The sequence below is a fragment of the Pectobacterium sp. A5351 genome, assembly GCF_028335745.1.
Taxonomy (GTDB): domain Bacteria; phylum Pseudomonadota; class Gammaproteobacteria; order Enterobacterales; family Enterobacteriaceae; genus Pectobacterium.
On the sequence record NZ_CP116477.1, the window covers coordinates 2,052,554 to 2,071,868 of the forward strand.

General features: G+C 50.3%; 16 protein-coding genes and 2 pseudogenes. 14 read left to right on the forward strand and 4 right to left on the reverse strand.

Annotation, left to right across the window (positions count from 1 at the left end; genetic code table 11):
• Nucleotides 1-144: 144 nt before the first annotated feature.
• The 4 genes from O1Q74_RS09750 to O1Q74_RS09765 form a co-directional block, all read right to left on the reverse strand.
• Nucleotides 145-2,607 (reverse strand): putative virulence factor, encoded by a 2,463-nt coding sequence (locus O1Q74_RS09750; protein WP_271878414.1) that lies wholly within the window; start codon nt 2,605-2,607, stop codon nt 145-147.
• Nucleotides 2,604-5,591 carry a virulence factor SrfB gene (locus O1Q74_RS09755; protein ID WP_271878417.1) on the reverse strand — a complete coding sequence of 996 codons (2,988 nt, stop codon included), beginning with the start codon at nt 5,589-5,591 and terminating at the stop codon, nt 2,604-2,606. The genes O1Q74_RS09750 and O1Q74_RS09755 overlap by 4 nt, the downstream gene beginning before the upstream one ends.
• A 2-nt stretch (nt 5,592-5,593) precedes the next feature.
• The gene (locus tag O1Q74_RS09760; RefSeq protein ID WP_271878420.1) at nt 5,594-6,994 is read right to left on the reverse strand and encodes an SrfA family protein; all 1,401 of its coding nucleotides are present in this window, start codon (nt 6,992-6,994) and stop codon (nt 5,594-5,596) included.
• A 306-nt stretch (nt 6,995-7,300) separates the two neighbouring features.
• Complete coding sequence (locus O1Q74_RS09765; RefSeq protein WP_271878423.1) at nt 7,301-7,990, reverse strand: expansin EXLX1 family cellulose-binding protein; 690 nt, start codon at nt 7,988-7,990, stop codon at nt 7,301-7,303.
• A 333-nt stretch (nt 7,991-8,323) separates the two neighbouring features.
• Here O1Q74_RS09765 and O1Q74_RS09770 point away from each other — a divergent pair, with 333 nt between their 5' ends.
• The 14 genes and pseudogenes from O1Q74_RS09770 to O1Q74_RS09835 all read left to right on the forward strand — a co-directional run bounded on the left by O1Q74_RS09770 (nt 8,324) and on the right by O1Q74_RS09835 (nt 19,301).
• The gene (locus O1Q74_RS09770) at nt 8,324-8,752 is read left to right on the forward strand and encodes an OsmC family protein (RefSeq protein ID WP_271878426.1); all 429 of its coding nucleotides are present in this window, start codon (nt 8,324-8,326) and stop codon (nt 8,750-8,752) included.
• Nucleotides 8,753-9,066: 314 nt separating this feature from the next.
• Nucleotides 9,067-9,462 (forward strand): cytochrome b562, encoded by a 396-nt coding sequence (locus O1Q74_RS09775; RefSeq protein WP_271878429.1) that lies wholly within the window; start codon nt 9,067-9,069, stop codon nt 9,460-9,462.
• Between the two features lie 104 nt (nt 9,463-9,566).
• Nucleotides 9,567-10,121: a TetR/AcrR family transcriptional regulator gene (locus O1Q74_RS09780; RefSeq protein ID WP_271878432.1), complete on the forward strand. Its 555-nt coding sequence runs from the start codon at nt 9,567-9,569 to the stop codon at nt 10,119-10,121.
• 137 nt (nt 10,122-10,258) lie between these two features.
• The gene (locus O1Q74_RS09785) at nt 10,259-11,455 is read left to right on the forward strand and encodes an MFS transporter (protein ID WP_271878435.1); all 1,197 of its coding nucleotides are present in this window, start codon (nt 10,259-10,261) and stop codon (nt 11,453-11,455) included.
• Between the two features lie 71 nt (nt 11,456-11,526).
• On the forward strand, nt 11,527-11,727 hold the full coding sequence (locus tag O1Q74_RS09790; RefSeq protein ID WP_271878439.1) for a hypothetical protein: 201 nt from the start codon (nt 11,527-11,529) through the stop codon (nt 11,725-11,727).
• 143 nt (nt 11,728-11,870) lie between these two features.
• A pseudogene (locus O1Q74_RS09795) lies at nt 11,871-12,029 on the forward strand (nuclear transport factor 2 family protein); the annotation flags it as partial.
• Between the two features lie 198 nt (nt 12,030-12,227).
• Nucleotides 12,228-13,301 (forward strand): hypothetical protein, encoded by a 1,074-nt coding sequence (locus O1Q74_RS09800; RefSeq protein WP_271878441.1) that lies wholly within the window; start codon nt 12,228-12,230, stop codon nt 13,299-13,301.
• Between the two features lie 35 nt (nt 13,302-13,336).
• Entirely contained in the window at nt 13,337-13,615 is a 279-nt protein-coding gene (locus tag O1Q74_RS09805) for a DUF2523 family protein (RefSeq protein ID WP_271878444.1), read from the forward strand.
• A 5-nt stretch (nt 13,616-13,620) separates the two neighbouring features.
• Nucleotides 13,621-13,740: pseudogene (locus tag O1Q74_RS09810) on the forward strand (zonular occludens toxin domain-containing protein); the annotation flags it as partial.
• A gap of 16 nt (nt 13,741-13,756) precedes the next feature.
• The gene (locus O1Q74_RS09815; protein WP_271878447.1) at nt 13,757-14,545 is read left to right on the forward strand and encodes a type II secretion system protein GspD; all 789 of its coding nucleotides are present in this window, start codon (nt 13,757-13,759) and stop codon (nt 14,543-14,545) included.
• Between the two features lie 807 nt (nt 14,546-15,352).
• Nucleotides 15,353-15,640 carry a VF530 family protein gene (locus O1Q74_RS09820; protein ID WP_271878450.1) on the forward strand — a complete coding sequence of 96 codons (288 nt, stop codon included), beginning with the start codon at nt 15,353-15,355 and terminating at the stop codon, nt 15,638-15,640.
• Nucleotides 15,641-15,645: 5 nt separating this feature from the next.
• Complete coding sequence (locus O1Q74_RS09825) at nt 15,646-16,941, forward strand: glycoside hydrolase family 10 protein (protein ID WP_271878452.1); 1,296 nt, start codon at nt 15,646-15,648, stop codon at nt 16,939-16,941.
• A 295-nt stretch (nt 16,942-17,236) separates the two neighbouring features.
• Nucleotides 17,237-17,404 (forward strand): hypothetical protein, encoded by a 168-nt coding sequence (locus tag O1Q74_RS09830; protein ID WP_271878455.1) that lies wholly within the window; start codon nt 17,237-17,239, stop codon nt 17,402-17,404.
• 511 nt (nt 17,405-17,915) lie between these two features.
• Nucleotides 17,916-19,301, forward strand: a complete 1,386-nt coding sequence (locus O1Q74_RS09835; protein ID WP_271878458.1) for a diaminobutyrate--2-oxoglutarate transaminase — start codon at nt 17,916-17,918, stop codon at nt 19,299-19,301.
• The last annotated feature ends 14 nt before the right edge of the window (nt 19,302-19,315 follow it).

Genomic DNA, 19,315 nt, shown 5'->3' on the forward strand with positions numbered 1-19,315 from the left:
TTAGGTATAGATTGAATCTACCGTTCGTCAAATAAGATTTTAGGGGGTGGCTAAGAGGGGAAACATATTTAGAGGGAAAGCATGGCGCAAAATTAGTGACAACGTCACGCCACGTTTCCTCTATTGACAGCGCTAGGGTAAAAATTACTTCTCTGCGGGTTTAATCAACGCCAAAATCGTGCCCAACTGTTCGCGCTGCTGCGCACTGACTTCTCGAGCAGCGGAGTAGCCCGCATTTTGGATAATCATCTCATTCAAGCCAACCAGCCAGTCATAGATATAGAACGCCGTATTGTTGGTAGGCGTCAGCGACAGTTTGGTTAAGCGCTGAGAAGCGCCGAAGCTGACCGCCTGTTTTTCGGGTTTGGCGAAAATTTTATGACCGCGATTGATGCGGCTGGCAGGACGCAGGGATTCATCAAGCTGCTGGAAGCCGAGCCAGGCGACAAAGTCACCGAGAATCGTCAGCACGCGTGAAACCTGACGGTCGGCTTTATTCTCGCGGTTGATGCCCAACTGCTCACCATCAACCAGCATATCGACCAGCGCTTCTTCGATCCGCAAACGGATGCTGCCGGTAATCAATTCCTCGACCAGCATTTCGATCGTCGCTTTCGGCACATTCAGCAGATCGAGAAGCGGGGCATTTTCTGGCAGACTGCGTAAGTGGTTAATCCAGAAGCGATAAACGCCGTGCGCGTAGTCGGCCTCATAACCATGATCGACGGTCAAAACCGGCATTGCAGGCTGGTCGAGCGCGATCGGTTCATCGGCAAACAGATCGATTTCGATCCCGACGCCAAACGGATCGCTATTGGCTAGCGGGGCAGAGAGATCTTCGGCATCAGCGTGGAAACCGCCATAGTTCGCCCCTTGCTGTTGCAAATAGAGTCGACGCAGTTCATCACGCGAAGGCAGCAGCCGCTCCAGCAGTTCGCCATGTACGCCGGTACGGGTCTGGAGCGACTTGAGCAAGGTTTCTGCGATGCGCTGTTTTTCCGCTGGGTCGTCAACATCAACGGGCAGATACCAGTTGCCCAGCAGGTTATCGCTGAGTTCACGTTGCAGTTCGTTAAGCTGTTCGCTGATGCGCCCCAGTTTGACATCCCGGTGGACTTCCGCGCCCAGCCACGTTGCCATCCGCGCGACGCCGCGTTTGTCCATCGCCAGCATAGTACCCCAGGCATCGCCCGGATTACCCACATAACGCTGTACCGCGGCATCGTAGTTTTGTCCGTGCGTAATACGGCGATCGTGACGGGTCACCGCCCAAATCAACCCCGGTTTACGGTGGCTGCGTACCTGTGCATTTTCGCCCTGAGTCTGTTTAACCCAGTGATCCAGCGCCTTGCCGACCACTTTAACGTCACCACGATTGCCCGCGGCGCTGCATACCATCAGGACGTTCATTTCCTGATTGTCGGTATAGCGCTCCAGCAGATAGGCGCGTTTTGCCCGCAATAGCGTGTGCGCCAGTGGATGCGCTGTGCTTTGGCGTCTTGCTGGTGGCTCGTCCCGCGTTTCGCGGATCTCACCGAAGCCGGGGAAATCCAGCACATCAACCTGCTCAAACAGCGCTTCTTTTGGCGGTGAATGTAACGGAATAAGCAGCTCGGCTGTCAGCATCGTTAACTCTGCCAGCGAAAGCTCCGTCGTTTTCCCAGCGCGGCCGTTTTGAATCGGTCGCACCAGCACGCTGGGGTCGTCGGTACTGTGCAACCGTTCCAGCGCCGAACCGTCGATCAGGCCGTCAGCCGGATTTAACTCATCATCCACCAGTGTCCGTAGCGGCACTAACAGCTTACGTGTGCCAGACAGGTGTTGCAGCGTGTGGCTGAAATGACGATACGCGGCGGTCAACGAACTCAATTCGCCCCACAGCACAGAGAAGAGCTGGGCACGATCGTCAACGGTGAGATAAGGCGCTAACTCAATCGCCACGGGCCAGAAGTGCGCTTCCAGTTGTTTTTGCCGTTTAACATCGTGCCGTGCGAGATAGTCCCACAGTTCGACCACTTCATCGCGGCTCATCCCTTCAACGGGTTCTGGCTGACGGTGCATCAGCAGCGTTTTAATGTGTTCGGCAATATGGCGCTCATCCAGCTCTTCAAACGTTGTCTCATGATTGAGATCGTTTAAAAACGCGTTGGCCATGATCTTGCCGATATCCAGTTCGCTAAGGAGTTGCAACTGAACGGGAAAGGCTTTGTTCTTTACGCCTGACTGTCGACTAAAGCGCGTGACAAGCGCGGTTGCCCGGTCAGACGGATTAATATGATCGATAAAATCCAGCTGTAGCCCTTCAAACGAGGTTTCCAGCTTGCCGTCTTCCCCCCCGGCCAGCGACGCGATCAGATAGGATTTTCCCGCCTGAGACAGGCCAAAAAAGCCGATGGCAATCTCTTTCTGCGCCACATCGGACAGATGCTGCGCTTTATTGTGATTACGGCGCAGTTTGACGATCAGACGATCGGCTTCGATATCCAGACGCGGAGCATTCTGGCGTGTGGTCTCAACCCAGTCGATGGCCTGTTCAACACCTTGCGCGACGGCCTGTAGCTGCCCGTGGAGCCGGGCAGAAAGCTGTTTGGGCGTTAATCGTTTCATTTTTTAAATACACTCCCACTATCGATCCAATAATGGGTCGCACCTGAGCCGTTAGCGGATAATGTGTTCAATTTGAGTCGTAAATGCTGTGGTGGAACGCGAGTGCCGTCTTCCAGCACCGCATCGGCAATCTCAAAGCGCTCGGGGCTGTCTTGATCGTCACTCTTCGTCACGGCTAGCCGGACGCGCAATTTACTGTCGCCGACGACCTTACGGGCTAAATCCTGATCGACAATCGAGAGCATGTAGAGTGAAGAGGCGGGCCAGCGCTCGTTGTCCAACTGGCGGAAACCGAGGCAGAGTGAACCGCGTACCTGGAATCTATGTTGCGGATCAAGCACGAAATCCGGCGCATCCAGATCGATATCGCTGTAATACACGTTATCCAACGTCAGCGCATTGTTGCTGTCCATCATGCCGAGGTAACGCACGGTGGAATACGGCTGGAAATCACCGACCTTAAAGTAAAAGCCTGGCAGGCGCAGATCGAGCGCCAGCAGGCACAGCATTGCGCCGACGGCCGCAGTGGATTTCGGGTTATCAATGCGCCCACGTTTGTTAAACGGATACCAGTCATTAGTGTGATACCCATCGAGAGACAGCATCCGGTTAATCGGCAGCGGTTGCAGGTGGCGGAACAGCGCCTGAATCCCTGGGAAGCGCGAAGGGCGGCCAGTCAGCAGTAATACATCGCACGAATACAGCGACACCACTTCAGACATCAGGCGCAGGTTCTGCGTGATGTTCATTTTGTTAGACAGGAATTCGCCGTGCAGCTTGCTCAGTTTGAGGATGAGCGGCACCTGCAAGATATCGAACACACTATCGCTAACCGGCAGTTCACGCTGCACTTCCGTATTGATGTATTCGAGCACTTTTTCTGTCGGCGCCTGTTCCAACAATTCACCGAAAGTGGATTCAATTTCAGCGCTGGTATCCAGCGGATCAAAGCGCTCATAGGCTTCCAGAATCGCGCGGCCAATCGGAATGAAGACCTGCAACGTTACCTGCTGGCGTAGCGTAAGCTGTGCGTCCATCCGGCCTTCATTGCCGAACAGTTTCGCCATCAGCGCATCTGGGCTGGCCATTCCCGCGGTTTTCAGCGCGGCCTGTAGCGCAGGGAGGATATAGAGCTGAATGACGTCCAGCAGAATATCGTCGCCGGCGACCTTAAAGCCTTCGCGGAACAGCAGGCGAGGAATGATTTTAACGTTGTTGCCGACGCCGTCATCGAGCAGATATTGGGTAATCGCGAGGTCGGTGGTGCCGCCGCCGATGTCGATTGAGGCAATGCGCAACGTTTTGCCTGCGGGTTCCCCCTCGTCGAGTTCCTTATCTGGGCGCGCCATACTGGCGAAGAAATCTTCCGCTCGGCCGCCAAAATTCACCTGAGCTTCGTTATACAGGTAAACCATTTGTCCGCAGGTGGCTTCATCCCATTCGATTTGCACGTCAGGCACCGGAACCCGGCTCTGCTGCTTGTCGGCTGGCGTGGTGAAATCCTCATCCATCGGGTGCCAGTCCATTGCTTTCCAGACCAGCGCGATCGCTTCATGCATCCGGCGGCGGAAAATTTCCCGCTCGGGTTTCGGCATCGCGGAAGGCAACGTCAGAATGATATTGCGCAGTTGGCGCGGTGCGGTGCTGTGGATCATCTTCAACCGCTGTGCGGCGCTATTCATCTGCATAAGCGCCTGTGCCAGCAGTTCGGAGAGCATGAATGTCATGATCGAACTGCGGCTATAGTGCGGCGAAAACACCGGTAGGCGCTCTTCCAGCGGCTGATTGTAGAGCGGCTGCCCTTCATCATTCAGCATGATGGTCAACGGCATGGCTGTCGCTAACGGTTCGGTCTGCGAATGTGCGTCCGTCTGGCTGAAACGCCAGCCTGGCGCATAGCTTTCTTCATCCCACAGGTAGCGGCGCGGGCTGGAAATACCGCTCGATCCTTCCGTTCCCTGACGCAGCAGCGCCATGTGGCTGGCTTCACGCCCAACACGGGTGATCGACGGCCAGATGAAAGCATCATCACGGCCGCTTTCTACGGAGAAGTTTTCTTTGCCGAACTTCGCCTGTGAAAATTCAACGCGGCTCTCGAACAGTTCGTTGTACAGATAGTGTGGCTCACTCAGATCGCGTAATTGCAGCTCATAGGTCTGTTTCAGGCCGTTGCTTTCGTCTGCATGATCCTCAACCAGAATGCCGCAGGTATGTGAGTTACCGACATCCAAAATCAGGTCAACGTTGACCGCCGGTTCCTGCAACGTGCTGGTATTGATGCGGATTTCCGGTATTTCTAGCTGATTACCCAGCATATCCAACACATTCAGGTAATGTGCCTGGTACTCAAATCCCCTGAGCGCCACTTTTACATCGTGACTATCACGGTTTTCCAACGCTTTAACCCGCTGAGTAAAGACTTCACGCAACCAGCCGTCGACCCAGGTTTCATCAAGGAATTCACCAAGCTCATCGCTGTGATAAGCCAGCGCGAAACTCCCGCCGGTCTTGATGTCATTGGCATTAGGCGCCAGCGACTCGTATTCGTGGCCTTCCGGATAAGTCTTGGTATCGAATGCCAGACAAATACGGTGCGTGTTGCCGTCCTGATCGGGCGTATCCAACGCCAGAATCTGCATCCGCGCCCAGTTATCCGGCCCGCCCATAAAGGTGCGCGGCGGATTAAAGCGGAAGAAGGGCAGCGGCAGCCAGATTTTCTCCAGCAGCTTCAGCGATTGCTCAAGCGGAATGCTCAGCTCTGGCTTCACCACTTCCGGCGGCATCCCGGTGGCAGAAGGCAGCAGAAATTTGTCCGTGTGCGCATCGTAAAGCAGGTGCAGCAAAGGGCCATTGGCACTTTTACGTACATAACTGTTAGGTTGTTCAGTCGAAATCTGCGGCTTTAAAGCAAAATCCAGAAACTGAATCCCGCTGTCCTGAATCAACGTAATGCGTTGTTTATAATCGGTAATCGTCGCCAGCATGATTATTTACTCTCGCGCTTTATCGTCATCGGGAAAACGGTGCTTTCGTCATAGCGACCGATACATTCCGCCGCAGCGCCGGAAGCGCCTTGTTTACAGACCAGCTCTGGCATTTGGAAACGAGAATTATCGGAACAACGGGCGCCAGAACGACTGTTGATGATCAGATTGCCGGAGCTCATTAATCCTGCCTCAATGTTGGCGCGACACGTGACACCGTCACCATGAGTGATACGCGCTGTACCTTTTCCATTTTGAATCTGGTAACGCAGGCTAGGCGGTCTGCCAGTAATGGGGGCTTTGCCATCAATAATGACGCGCCAGTTGCCGTTCAGGAACTTGATCGAACCAATTTTCACCGCGTCGGCTGGCATCACTAAATCATCTTTGCCCGCAGGAATTGCTGGCGCTTGCTCCACAACCGGTTCAACCGGCGGCGCTACAGGCTCTTTCGGTTCAGTGGCCGCAGGGGCTTCTGGTTTCACCGTTTCTGCTACAGGTGCAGCAGCAACAGGAGGCGCTGGTTCCACCGCTTTTGCCGCTTCTTTTTCTACGACAGGCGGAACGGGTGCGCTTTCTTGCTGCGGCGCTGGTTCAGCCGGCGTAGAAGACGGCAGGGCGCGTTTTTCCGGTTTGACCGTCGCAGCCAAATCGGATGCGGGCTTGTCGTCTTGTCCAGACACACAACCGCGTATCTGCAATGACAGAATCGCTAACAGCGCAGCGGCAGGTAACAGCCACCACAAACGGAAGAACGGCGGGCGAGCAGGAGCGGCCGCAGCGACAGGCGCAGGCGTTGGCTCGACGGGTTCCGGTGGGCTGACAAGTTGTGGTTCCGGCTCGGGAACGGGGTCGACCAGCGGCAGCGTTGGTGCACTTGCTGCGGAGGTGGGTGCAACAAAAAGTGGCTCCACGTCTTTGATGACAGGCCGCAGGCAGTCCAGCGCATCAAGGCGGGATTTTTTATCGAGATTGACGAAGCCCCAGAAGGTTAAGACCGGCTTGCCATTAACCAGATAGACGTGGTTCGCTCCTGGGAACTGTATCGCTTTTGCCAGCAGGACCCCGAAAAGTTTTTGACCGGCCTTTTCTGCATTTTGCGCGCGTTGGCTGATGTCGGCTACGGCGGCCTGATAGGTTTCCAGTAATGCCAGCGCTTTTTCTCGTTCTTCTTCGCTCGCGGCAATCCAGGAGGTGACTTTACCGTCAACTGGCGAATACCAGTCAATGCGATCGCCATGTTCATTGGGTTGGGGAATCGCCAGACAATCGGCAATCTGCTGCTGTTTTCTGAGACGTAACGTTTCCCGCAATTGAAGTGCTGATGCGTAAACTGGCTGCCCGTTCTCGCCCAGCGCCAGAAAATCATCCAAACTTCCACTACGTAAAAATAATTTTGCCACGCAAAAGAGACCTTTTGTAATGATGCCTAAAGCAGAAAATAGAGTGTAATCTGCGACAGGGTATACTGTAGTGCGAATGATGGCGAATCAAACGCTTAAAGAAGTGATAAAACTAACAAATATTTGAGCAATAGAAAAAGTGGGAAACACAACGTGTACGCACATGCGGCAGATAAGAACCAGATAATGTGATGAAAACGCTGACAAAAATAATACATACGTTTTCCACCGTGATTTTTGCTGAACGGCGGTTTTACTGAAATGAGGGACGCGGCGGGATGCCAGCCTCCCTCAAGGCCGTGAGAATTACAGTTGAACGTTGCCCGTGATCAGGTAAGCGGATGAGGTGCTTTGTGACATCGGCGGCAGCGTATCACTGAGGACGTTGCCTTTTACGTCGGTAAATTCAATCGGAATATCGTTCATTCCAACGTGCTCAACAATAAAGTGGTTGTAATCGGTTTTCTGTGCGGCAATCCACTGGTTATTGCGCATATATTTCATCTCAATAACTGGATATTTTACATTTCTGAATTGCACCGCAGCCCAATAAGGGTTTGAACCTTCCTTTATACGATAAATAACGTTGCCATTTACCGGCGCTTCAATCAGCGTCCAGTCAATATTAATTTTCCCGTCCCGCAGATCGCCTATTTTCTCAAAGGCGTTAAACGATAAATCCAATGCGCAATTTCCACCTTCAGGATAGAGATCGGTAACATAAACCACCGTGCTGCCTTTGGGCCCATTCACTTTCAGGTAGGCTCCTGCGAGCGACGCCTTCACACCACGATAATCTAGCTGGTTCCGGTTTAACGCCGTAATCTCCATATTCTGCGGGATGGGGTCCAGTAAAAGGGCACCGCCCTGATAACCAGAGCCTGTTGCGGTGGCATAGCCGTAACAGATATCGCCCAGTTCCCACTGGGCATGAGCGGTATTAATCAGGGGGATAATGCATAATGCAGACAAGGCTAATGAAGTTATTTTATTCATGTTTCACATCCAATATGATTCAAGATTAATAACATAGGTGAGTAATAAAATAAAAGCGCCAGAGCGGAAATCCATTTTTTGAAAAAATCACTCTGGCGTGCCGATAATCTGTATTTTGTATAAATAGGTAAATCAGTTTTATCTTAAAATAATGAAGCAGTGAATATATCAGCAGGTTTATTTCTCTGCGGTGAAATTATTATTCGAATGAAATAATCGATTTGGGTTTCTTCCCAATGTGTTCTACGGTTTAAAGAGTATGACGATAACGTTATTTCGCCGTATCCAGGATAGCGGCCAATGGCTAATCCATAACGATGAAGAGGAGATAACATGACCATTCACAAGAAAGGGCAAGCGCATTGGGAAGGTAATATCAAACAGGGGAACGGTACCGTCTCAACGGAAAGCGGCGCGTTACAGCAGCAACCTTACGGCTTCAATACCCGTTTTGAAGGCAAGCCCGGCACGAATCCGGAAGAGTTGATTGGCGCGGCACATGCGGCCTGTTTCTCTATGGCGCTGTCGCTGATGTTAGGTGAAGAAGGCCATAAGCCTGAATCGATTGATACCACGGCGGATGTGTCGCTGGATAAAGTCGACGGCGGGTTCGCGATCACCAAAATCGCGTTGCACAGTAAGGTGAAACTGCCCGGTATTGATGACGCCACGTTCGATAGCATCATCCAAAAAGCGAAGGCAGGCTGCCCGGTGTCAAAAGTGCTCAAAGCCGACATCACGCTGGACTATCGGTTGAATTAAGAGCGAGCGGCTGAACGAAGGTTGTTCGTTGTTTCAGCGATAAAATTGTTTTAGCGATAAAAATTGGGCTGAGAGAAAGGCTTACCGGAGTCGTACTGGCAAGCCTTTTTACATTTATACAATTAAAAAAAGCGAAACGATTAAAAATAATTTAACATCTTTATAGTAATAACCATAAAATCAGAATAGCCATTACGATGTAATCTGGTCATGGCGTAGGACGCAATATAACAAGAGCAATATTGGGCTGGCCGGCTTGTGGAGGCCAGATTCTCTGAGTATGTCGTGCTGTGGAACACAAGCGAGAGTTCAAGATGAATAAAATGACCAAGATCTGTTTTTCTGTGCTGTTGGCAGGTAGTTTGCTGACACCTGTTTTGGCAAACGCTACCACGTCGGAAGACATGCGCGGTATGCAGAAAAGCTATACCGCTGCGACGAAAGCGGATGATGCCGCCGCGCTGAAAACTGCGCTGAGCACATTCCGTGAGCACGTCGAGCACGCTAAAACGCAGGTACCGCCTGATTTCGCCAAACAACCTGCCGATGGCCCAGACAGAAAAGCCTATGTGGAAGGTCTGGATAAGATTTTGCAAAAAGTTGACAGCGCACAGGCTCTGGCTGATGCCGGAAAAGTGAGTGAAGCCAAAGCAGTGTTAGCAGAAATCAATACCTTGAAAGGTGAATACCACAGTAAATTGAGAGGCTAAGCCGCTTTTCGTTTACCATAAGCCGCCAGTGGAATCGCACCCACTGGCGGTTTTTTTTGTTATAACGGTTAGATAGTCAAGATTATCAGCTAAGGGGAAACGGGATGACATCACCATCACACGATGCAACCTATGATGGCAAAGATACACAAAGCAGAATTCTTGAGGCCACGCTGGAGGTCATATTGGCTCACGGCGTGAGGGGAACAACCTACCGAAAAATCGCGCAGCAGGCCGGATTGTCGCCGGGGACGCTGACCTATCGTTACAGCAGTATTGAATTATTGTTGAACAGCGCGTTCGTCTATATGGTTGATGATATCTCACATGCATTCAGTGTCCGCCTCAAGCAGGCAAAGGATATCGACAGCGCTCGCGAAGCTGTGGTTGACCTGATCTGTGGCGACATCTGTGCGACGCCGCGCCACCTGACATTAAGCTTTGAACTTTACGCTCTGGCATCGCGAAAAGAAGAATATCGGTTAATATTGCAAGAATGGATGACGCGCAGTAGAAAATCGCTTCATCTCCATTTCAGTATTGCTACTGCATGTTCACTGGATGCCATAATTGAAGGGTATACGATCCATAACTATCTCAATAGTGAAGCGGTTAGCCGAGAATACATCCTCAATACGGTGATAAAACTCACATCCTGATCCCGCCTGGAGCGATCTCTTCAGGTTTCTTCCCGATTAAACAAAGAAGCAATTAAACAGGTGCAAAGCGGTACCTATTCGTGCGATAGTATTTCGTACATATGTACGAGATTATTTTAATAAAGACAACGCAATCTATGACCACAAAACCCGCTATCAATAAATTTGCACTGTTTGGGCTGATGTTCATCCCCGGTTTTACGTGGGCAACCTGGGTGACCCGAACTCCTGTGATGCGTGACGTTCTAAACGCCTCAACAGAAACGATGGGCATGATCCTATTCGGTTTTTCGTGTGGATCCATACTCGGCGTATTGGGTGCGGGAAAGGTCATTAACGTTCTCGGTATTCGTAAAACCATGGCCGGTGGGTTCCTGCTGCTTCTGCTTGGATTACTCGCGCTTGCTGTTTCACTTTTGATTCAGAGTACACCTGGTGCCTTTATGGGGTTATTGATTTTTGGTGCAGGTGTTGGCCTGGTTGATATCGCCATCAATATTGAAGGGGCGGCATTCGAGCAGCACCTGAATAAAAGCCTGATGACAATGCTGCACGGTTTTTTCAGCCTGGGAACGCTAGTCGGGGCACTGACAGGAATGGTGATGACGGCTTTCGGCCTGAATACCACGCTACATTTTATCGTCGTCGTGACACTGTCGATACTTATTGCCATTGTTCTGATGCGCCAAATGCCATGGTTGAGCGATCTGGCCAGTGCGGAGCAAGAGGAAAAGGGGAGCTACAAAACTCAGGTCATCAACGAACTTAAAGACAGTCGTCTGTTGATTCTCGGCGTGGTTATTCTTGCGATGGCGTTGGCGGAGGGGGCAGCCAACGATTGGCTACCATTGCTGATGATCGATGGTCACAACTTTGGCCACACGACGGGGACGCTAGTTTATGTCGGATTCACTGCGGGTATGACCCTGGGTCGCTTTGCTGGCGGGTATTTTGTTGATCGCTTCGGTAAGGTCAATATGCTCCGTTTCAGCGCAGCTTCTGCAGCACTGGGGCTGGGGCTGGTCATTTTCTCTGAGGCACCACTGCTAGCCGCCGCTGCGGTTCTCTTCTGGGGGATTGGTGCATCGCTGGGGTTCCCGCTCACCATTTCCGCTGCAGGCAGCGGAGAAAACAGCGCCGTTCGCGTCACTATTGCCGCAACGCTGGGTTACTTCGCTTTTCTCGTCGGTCCGCCTGCGCTGGGCTTTCTTGGTGAGGTTGCAGGGTTACGCATCGCCATGCTGCCAGTTCTGGTGATGGTGGTTCTGGCTTTCGTCTGTTCGTCTTCCGCCCGCGAACGTTCGGTCAGAACGGTATCTGAAACCCCATCATAATGTTTCTGCGCGGTAGTGTTGCGTGTTACGGAATCGTGCACATCCGAGCCGTCATGTTGTAGTGAGAGAAAATGGTTAACTTAAAAGAGATGTCTGCTGGTGCATTTGTTGCGTATCGCCAGTGTTTTATTCTTGAGTATGCTCAGGATCTACAGGATTCCCGTGGCTATGACGCAGAGAAGGCAAGGGCGATCGCAACACAATCGATTGATATCGCGTTACCTCAAGGCCCTGATACGGCAGAGAATACGCTCTGGTGTACAAGCAGTTAGAAGATCAGCTTGGCCAGGTGCTGATCGTAAGGGGCAATCCCTGCCGAGCGACGTCAACAGGGCAAGCGCTACTTCGGCATGCAGAACAGATAGATATGTTGGAGAGCGAGCTTTTCAGCACACTTCACATAGTGAGAGAAACCATGTCACCGGAGTTGGTCGTAGCTGCACAGTTTAATGCCTACAATGAGCATGATATAGAGGCATTCGTGTCATGTTTTGCACCTGATTTCAAAGCGTACCGTATGCCGGCAGAAACGCCTTCTATGGTAGGAAAAGAGGCGCTGAGAGAGTTTTACGTGAAATTAATACAGCCTGGTTTTTCTTTCGTTAGTTAGGGGTTTGTGAATACGGGGAGAATGGTTTGCTCAACGGAACGGCCAGTTCCTGCGTGAATCCTCATTGGTTCGCATAATGTGCCACACGTTAGATTCGCGTTACGGGCTGCCGTTTCACGGGGAGCGGCGAATTCGGCGGTTTATGCGGCAGATCGCATCGCAATGAGCAATGTGACGAGAATTGCTATAAATAAATCGGTTTCTAAAATTTCCGCGAGTTCTGCTACCCGTCTGAAACTAGTTGGCGGCATCGCGTCTTGGGCGTTAATTGGTGATTCGCTGTTAAAAATTGGCGACGAAATTTTTGGCAGCGACCCCAATGCGGGGATTTCGTCAGCACCCACGCTTGCCGCTATCGACAATGGGCGAAAATTTTTTAGCGGAGCGGGCAAGGGCGGCACGTCGCCGTATTTTTCTGGCGACGAGCATGAGGCGTTGGTATCTGCGGTCTATAAATATCGCGCCGACAATGGAATTTTGTACTGCCCGAGTGGCGCAAAATGCACCTACGGCTCTAATTTTTCCGTTCTATCAACCCGCGTTTCTGGCGGTCTCACCGACTACACGGTCAGATATAGTTTCTCCTACCCGCAGTCGTCCGGCACGTTAAAAACTGACTATATTTCAGAGGTTATCAGCGTTCAGCAAAACAAAAATTATTCTCCCGAGATAGCTCCGACAGCACCAGATATCACGCCCGAACAGCAGGAGCAGTTGCAAAAAACTGCGCTGAACGCCCAGCAGTTGGCCGATACATTGAACGCATTGTTGTTGGATGCAGCCAGCCAACCGGATTATCAGGGGGTCCCGATCAGCAGCGCGAATCCGCTGATTTCAGCGCAAAATGTTTTAGACGCAGCGGCCGCAGTCGGTCGTCCCAGCCCAACGCAGGCGGAATGGACCTCGCCGTGGCAGGATTTGCAACCGGAAAACCAGCCTCAACCCGAGCCGAATCCTGAACCCAATCCGGAGTCGCCCGCTGTTCCCCCTGAATTGGAGTCACCTCCAGACGGAAAAACAATTTTAGCGCCTATCGTTGGCGCATTTTCTGAATGGGAAAATTTTTCGATTGGTTCGCGTTCAGCCCAATGCCCAACGGCAGAATTCACCATCTGGGATACAAATTTCGCCGTCGATTCTCACTGTGGATTGATTGAAAAAAATCGGGAGGTAATACGAGTTTTTTGCCTGATTTGTTGGGGGTTTGCGTCATTCAGGCGCGTGATGTCTGCCTAATGTGATGTCTGTCTAATATAGTAGAGGGTTTAATAATGTTAGCTGCACTATATGCGGGACTGGGGTTTTTATTACGGTCAGTGGTATTTAAATTTGGAATCATGTTTTCTCTATTTTTTGTCGTTCAGGAATTTGTCCCAGTCCTCCTGTCACTGATAAATGTATCCCCGCTGCCGCTGATTGAGTTATTTGGTCAATTACCTGATGCGGCGTGGTTTTTTCTAAATTTATTTCAGGTTCCAACCGGAATAGCGTTGATGGTTTCTGCAATCATTACGCGATTTATCATCCGTCGAATTCCGTTAATAGGCTGATAAATATGGCAATTTCAGCATACATCGGTGTGCCAGGCAGCGGAAAATCATTCGAGGTCGTTCGTAGCGTAATAATTCCCGCCGTGGCTCAGGGTAGGAGGGTTGTATCAAACATCATATCGCTCGCCAGAATATCTGTCCGTGCAGTTGAAAACTCTGGTCGATGATGCCGCTAGGTTTTCACAAGGTGAGGGAGCCAACCCTGATTCGTTAGTTTTTTATGGATCACGCGCCGATATCAGGCGAATTTCTGACGTCCTTCCGCAGTTGGATACTCAGGCTGATGAGGTGCTGGTTTCAGGCTATGTTTATGAGGTTCAAAATAGCGCTCGTGACGGTTCGGGCCTACAACTAGCCGCAAACCTGCTAAATACCAAATTGAATTTCCAGATAGGGGGAAATTCGCGGGGGTATGATAATTTTCTGAAAATCTCGACTGGCTCTATGAGCGCTCTCGTTGAGTTGTTTAAAACTGACAACCGGTTTAATGTTGTCTCATCCCCAACGCTACGCGCCCGTTCTGGTGCCGATGCGCGATTTTCTGTTGGTTCATCTACGCCGACGCTGGGGAATGTCTCGTTTCAGGGGCAATCCGCTGTCCAGTCGGTAGTGTATCGTGATTCGGGGATAATTTTTTCTGTCAGTCCGATGGTCAGAAAAAACATAATTGACCTAAAAATTTCTCAGGAGATGAGTAATTTTACCGCGACTGACAACGGCGTCAACGCATCGCCAACATTGATAAAACGGGAAATATCGACTGACATTTCATTGGCCGATGGTGAAATTATTTTATTGGGCGGTTTGGCTGAACAAAAAAACACTGATTCAAAAACGGCATTTAGTCTGTTACCGCTATTCACCAGTGAGGGGTCAGACAGTTCAAAAACGGACATTGTCGTTGTTTTGCAGGTCAGAAAAATCCGCTGACCGCTCACCGCAGCGCTCAGCGAGGAGGGCGGTTAGCGGGTTTTCCCGCTGTAGCACATCGTTGAATTCGGTGTGTTTTTGTACTGAAACTCATCTGGTTTAATTTTAATATATTGAATTTAAATGATTTTATTTTACGTTGTGCGCAGTGTCAGGGGATTTTATCGCATGTGCTGTAGAGGGAAGGTCGTTTATGTCTCTAAAAAATATGAGTCGCCTTGAAAAATACCGTGCTCGCCAGGCTGAGCGAATTGCAGCTATGGTTCGGGCTATAGATGAGGGAAAAACCACCGTTGTGGCATCGCACACACCGCCATGGAAAATCATCCGATGTGTTTTAGCGGGAGGTTTTTTATCGGAACGCCGGACGGCGCAAATTATCAGATTGTTGGCCGTAGGGACGATGGTTGATGCTGGAAAAAAGCGTTTTGCGGATGCGGGGATTTGCTCAGTAGAACGGCCAGTTCCGGCCTGCGCTTCTATAAGTTCGCATAATGTATATTATGTTAAATTTAATTATGAGCTAAAGTACCAACGCTCATGGGGTCGTCAAAACTTCGTAAATCAAGTTTTACACCGATCTCTTGTACATTCCCCGGTAACTCCACCTCCACTCTTTAGCGAGACTACGTGCAGTGATTGGAGATGGTTTGCATACGCATTGATCAAGGCATAATCGGAAAGTGCCAGAAGCCGACTGGCTTAGGCTGTTTTGCGGACATAACATTGCCGCTCGCCCTGCTTTCTTGTAACCTTCTCCTGCTACAGGCCCAACTCAATACACAATCTGAAATTACCGGACGTTACATGGCTGCTCATATTTCTAAAGATCCTTTGCATGGTGTCACGCTGGAAATGCAAGTCAATGCGCTGGTTGCACGTTTTGGTTGGGTTCAACTGGGCAAGCTGGTCAACATCAATTGCTTCAAGAATGAGCCCAGCGTCAAGTCCAGTTTAAAGTTTTTGCGTCGGACGCCTTGGGCACGTGCTGAAGTTGAAGCGCTGTATCTTGATTCTCTGGATGATTCCTTTTCCATAAAATCAGATGATGACGCAGTTGACCCATGGGCAAATAGCCGCAGAAATAAGAGCTAACCAACGTGAAAAAGCCAGTCGTACTGATTGCTGCTGCGCTTCTACTTGTCAGTTGCGTATCTAAACCACCGAGCTCGCTTGTCACCCCACTTCCTCCTGTTCAACAGGAGCTTCCGGGGAAATCTCTGCAGAACCAAGAGCCGATGCGTGGCGTCTGGCTGGCTACCGTTTCCCGTCTTGACTGGCCACCGGTGGCCTCTGTCAATGTCAGCAGTCCTGCGATCCGCATTGCTCAGCAGCAGGACGCGCTGAAAAGTAAGCTGGACAAATTGAAAAATCTCGGTATCAATACCGTTTTCTTCCAGGTTAAGCCTGATGGTACCGCGCTCTGGCCCTCTAAAATATTGCCTTGGTCAGATATGCTGACTGGCCATATTGGTGAAGATCCAGGCTACGATCCGCTACAGTTCATGTTGGATGAAGCACACAAACGAGGTATGAAAGTTCATGCCTGGTTTAATCCCTACCGCGTTTCCGTCAATACGAAGTCTGCAACCGTGACAGAGTTAAATCGCACCCTGTCCCAGAATCCGGCTAGCGTGTTTGTGTTGCATCGTGATTGGATCCGTACGGCGGGCGATCGCTTCGTACTCGACCCTGGCATTCCAGAAGCACGAAATTGGATCACCAGTATTGTTGCCGAAGTTGTTGCGCGCTACTCGATTGACGGCGTGCAGTTCGATGACTATTTCTATGCCGAATCACCCGGTTCTGCGCTGAACGATAGCGCGACCTTTAAAATATATGGGCAAGGGTTTGCTTCAAAAGCAGACTGGCGGCGGTACAATACGCAGCAGTTGATTGAGCAGGTTTCCCACACCATCAAGCAGTTGAAACCGGAGGTTGAATTCGGCGTCAGCCCTGCAGGCGTATGGCGCAATCGGTCACACGATGCTGCAGGTTCCGACACACGAGGTGCAGCTGCCTACGATGAAGCTTATGCCGATACCCGCCTGTGGGTGCGGCAAGGGCTGCTGGATTATATCGCCCCGCAGCTATACTGGCCGTTCGCGCGCGACGCGGCTCGCTACGATGTATTGGCAAAATGGTGGGCAGATGTAGTGAAACCCACGAACACGCGCCTTTATATTGGTGTTGCCCTGTATAAACTGGGTGAACCTTCAAAGAATGAACCAGACTGGACGATAAATGGCGGCGTGCCGGAACTGAAAAAGCAGCTCGATTTAAATGAGTCTGTGCCACAAATTAATGGCACGATTCTGTTCAGAGAGAACTATCTCAATCAGCCACAAACTCAGGATGCGGTTAATTACCTCAAGAGCCGCTGGAATCCGAGCTAACGGTCAGCAGAGCCTCTTCCCCTTCCCTGATAACAATTTCATGTCTGAAAATAATAGCGGCCGACTACAGTAATATGAAATATTCTATACTAAACTTTATTTAGTGCTCAGCGAGTATCGGTAATTTTTCAGTAAGAGATATGCGTGCTGATTTTGACTAAAAAGAAGAGGCTGTGCTCTCTTTCCTTTTTTCAATACCAGCGTAAAGTAGAGTTTTCCTTTCTCCATAATAAAGAGTTCAGTGTCTGCTTATATAACACGATCTATCTAAGATATTAAAGGGGAAGACCAGAACATGTATTTCCCACAAATTAACACCGCAGATCTGACACTAAACTCAAGTTCTTATCTTTTTTGGGGCTATCGAGAGCTTGGGCGTTATATGGCGAGCGACATGAATATTGATGCTATTAATAACCCGAAAAACATCAAAGATGTGCGTGCAAATACCAGTAAGTATTAGCCATCAGGAAAAATTGGAAAGTGCCCTGCCTAAAGCCAGTAATGACAGGATGTTTACTTCTTGCTTGAACGGGGAAAATATCAGACTTTCTGAAGTTACTATGTAGTGACATGTTTAACTGCTCCTGTCAATAATGGGGTGTAACTGCTATCCCATTAGACGGTGGTCGTTCAGGCGGTCACCTCACTCGGTTGTGATTTGTCTGTGTTCACCCTAGCTAAAAGTGCTGTTTCCCCCTGTTGTTGCCACTTTTTCGGTTCAGGAATTCTGCTGTAGGAGGATTTTTTTTGCTTATTTAATAAGCATGTAAGATAGTCATGGCACCATAATCCGCAAAAACTCAATCAACATATTGATTTTTATTAGAAAAAATAAAAGTTTCGAAACGAAATAAATCATTGAGTCGGTGACTGAAAAACCCTATATTGGCCGCGTTTTTCTTATAGCAGTTACGTGTTTAATTCATTTATTCAACTGTGGTTGCCTGTGAGCACACGGTTGTAGGAGAGATATGATGACGGATAAAGTCCGTATTGACAGTTTAGGTGCGAATTCATTAACCGGAAACAATGAAACCTATTTGGCAAGACAAGCTGAATTTGAATCGAACGTGAGGAGTTATCCACGCAAATTGCCTCTGGCAATTGCGAAAGCTGAAGGTGTGTGGATCACCGATGTTGAAAACAATCAATATCTTGATTGTCTGGCGGGTGCGGGTACGCTCGCGCTTGGACATAACCATCCTGACGTGCTGCAAAGCATCCAACGTGTCATTACTAGCGGCTTGCCGTTACATACACTGGATCTGACAACGCCGTTGAAAGATCAGTTCTCCGAATACCTGCTTTCCTTATTGCCTGGTCAGGGCAAAGAGTATTGCCTCCAGTTTACGGGCCCTTCTGGTGCCGATGCGGTTGAAGCCGCGCTGAAACTGGCAAAAAAATACACCGGTCGTTCTGGTGTGATCAGCTTCTCCGGCGGCTACCACGGCATGACGCATGGCGCGCTGTCCGTAACCGGTAACCTGTCTCCGAAAGAAGCCGTCGACGGCATGATGCCTGAAGTTCAGTTTATGCCTTATCCGCATCAGTACCGTTGCCCGCTGGGCATCGGCGGTGAAGCTGGCGTTAAAGCACTAACCTACTACTTCGAAAACCTGATCAACGACGTTGAGAGTGGCGTACGCAAACCAGCGGCAGTCATTCTGGAAGCCGTTCAGGGTGAAGGCGGCGTTAACCCGGCTCCTGCCGAGTGGTTGCAGCGCATCCGTAAAGTGACACAGGAACACGGCATTCTGCTGATTATCGACGAAGTTCAGGCGGGCTTTGCACGTACTGGTAAATTCTTCGCCTTTGAACACGCTGGCATTGAGCCAGATATCATCGTGATGTCCAAAGCCGTTGGTGGCGGTCTGCCATTAGCCGTATTAGGTATCAAAAAGCAGTTCGATGCCTGGGCACCGGGTCACCACACGGGGACTTTCCGCGGTAACCAACTGGCGATGGCAACAGGCCTGACGACGCTGAAGCATCTGAAAGATAATCAGGTGGCAAACAAAGTCTCTGAGCAAGGTGAATGGCTGAAAGCGAAACTGGCTGAGCTGCAAAAACGCTATCCGGTGATCGGTCATATTCGTGGTCTGGGATTAATGATCGGGATTGAGATTGTTAAACCTGGCGAAGCGCAGGATCACATGGGTTGCTATCCAGCTGATGGCGAGTTGTCTGCGCTGTTGCAGAAAAAATGCTTTGAATCAGGCCTGATTCTAGAGCGCGGTGGCCGTAACGGTTGCGTTCTGCGTCTGCTGCCTTCTCTGCTGATCAGCGATGCTGAATTGGAAATTTTCCTGGATAAATTTGAAAACGCCCTGCTGTCTGCTGGCGTGAAGCCAGTCTGAGTGGAGCGAATGAC

Bases quoted from the DNA above. Each gene is read 5' to 3' on its own strand.
- O1Q74_RS09750 (WP_271878414.1), bottom strand. From the start codon at position 2,607: ATGAAACGATTAACGCCCAAACAGCTTTCTGCCCGGCTCCACGGGCAG.
- O1Q74_RS09755 (WP_271878417.1), bottom strand. From the start codon at position 5,591: ATGCTGGCGACGATTACCGATTATAAACAACGCATTACGTTGATTCAG.
- O1Q74_RS09765 (WP_271878423.1), bottom strand. From the start codon at position 7,990: ATGAATAAAATAACTTCATTAGCCTTGTCTGCATTATGCATTATCCCC.
- O1Q74_RS09770 (WP_271878426.1), top strand. From the start codon at position 8,324: ATGACCATTCACAAGAAAGGGCAAGCGCATTGGGAAGGTAATATCAAA.
- O1Q74_RS09775 (WP_271878429.1), top strand. From the start codon at position 9,067: ATGAATAAAATGACCAAGATCTGTTTTTCTGTGCTGTTGGCAGGTAGT.
- O1Q74_RS09780 (WP_271878432.1), top strand. From the start codon at position 9,567: ATGACATCACCATCACACGATGCAACCTATGATGGCAAAGATACACAA.
- O1Q74_RS09785 (WP_271878435.1), top strand. From the start codon at position 10,259: ATGACCACAAAACCCGCTATCAATAAATTTGCACTGTTTGGGCTGATG.
- O1Q74_RS09790 (WP_271878439.1), top strand. From the start codon at position 11,527: ATGGTTAACTTAAAAGAGATGTCTGCTGGTGCATTTGTTGCGTATCGC.
- O1Q74_RS09800 (WP_271878441.1), top strand. From the start codon at position 12,228: ATGAGCAATGTGACGAGAATTGCTATAAATAAATCGGTTTCTAAAATT.
- O1Q74_RS09805 (WP_271878444.1), top strand. From the start codon at position 13,337: ATGTTAGCTGCACTATATGCGGGACTGGGGTTTTTATTACGGTCAGTG.
- O1Q74_RS09820 (WP_271878450.1), top strand. From the start codon at position 15,353: ATGGCTGCTCATATTTCTAAAGATCCTTTGCATGGTGTCACGCTGGAA.
- O1Q74_RS09830 (WP_271878455.1), top strand. From the start codon at position 17,237: ATGTATTTCCCACAAATTAACACCGCAGATCTGACACTAAACTCAAGT.
- O1Q74_RS09835 (WP_271878458.1), top strand. From the start codon at position 17,916: ATGATGACGGATAAAGTCCGTATTGACAGTTTAGGTGCGAATTCATTA.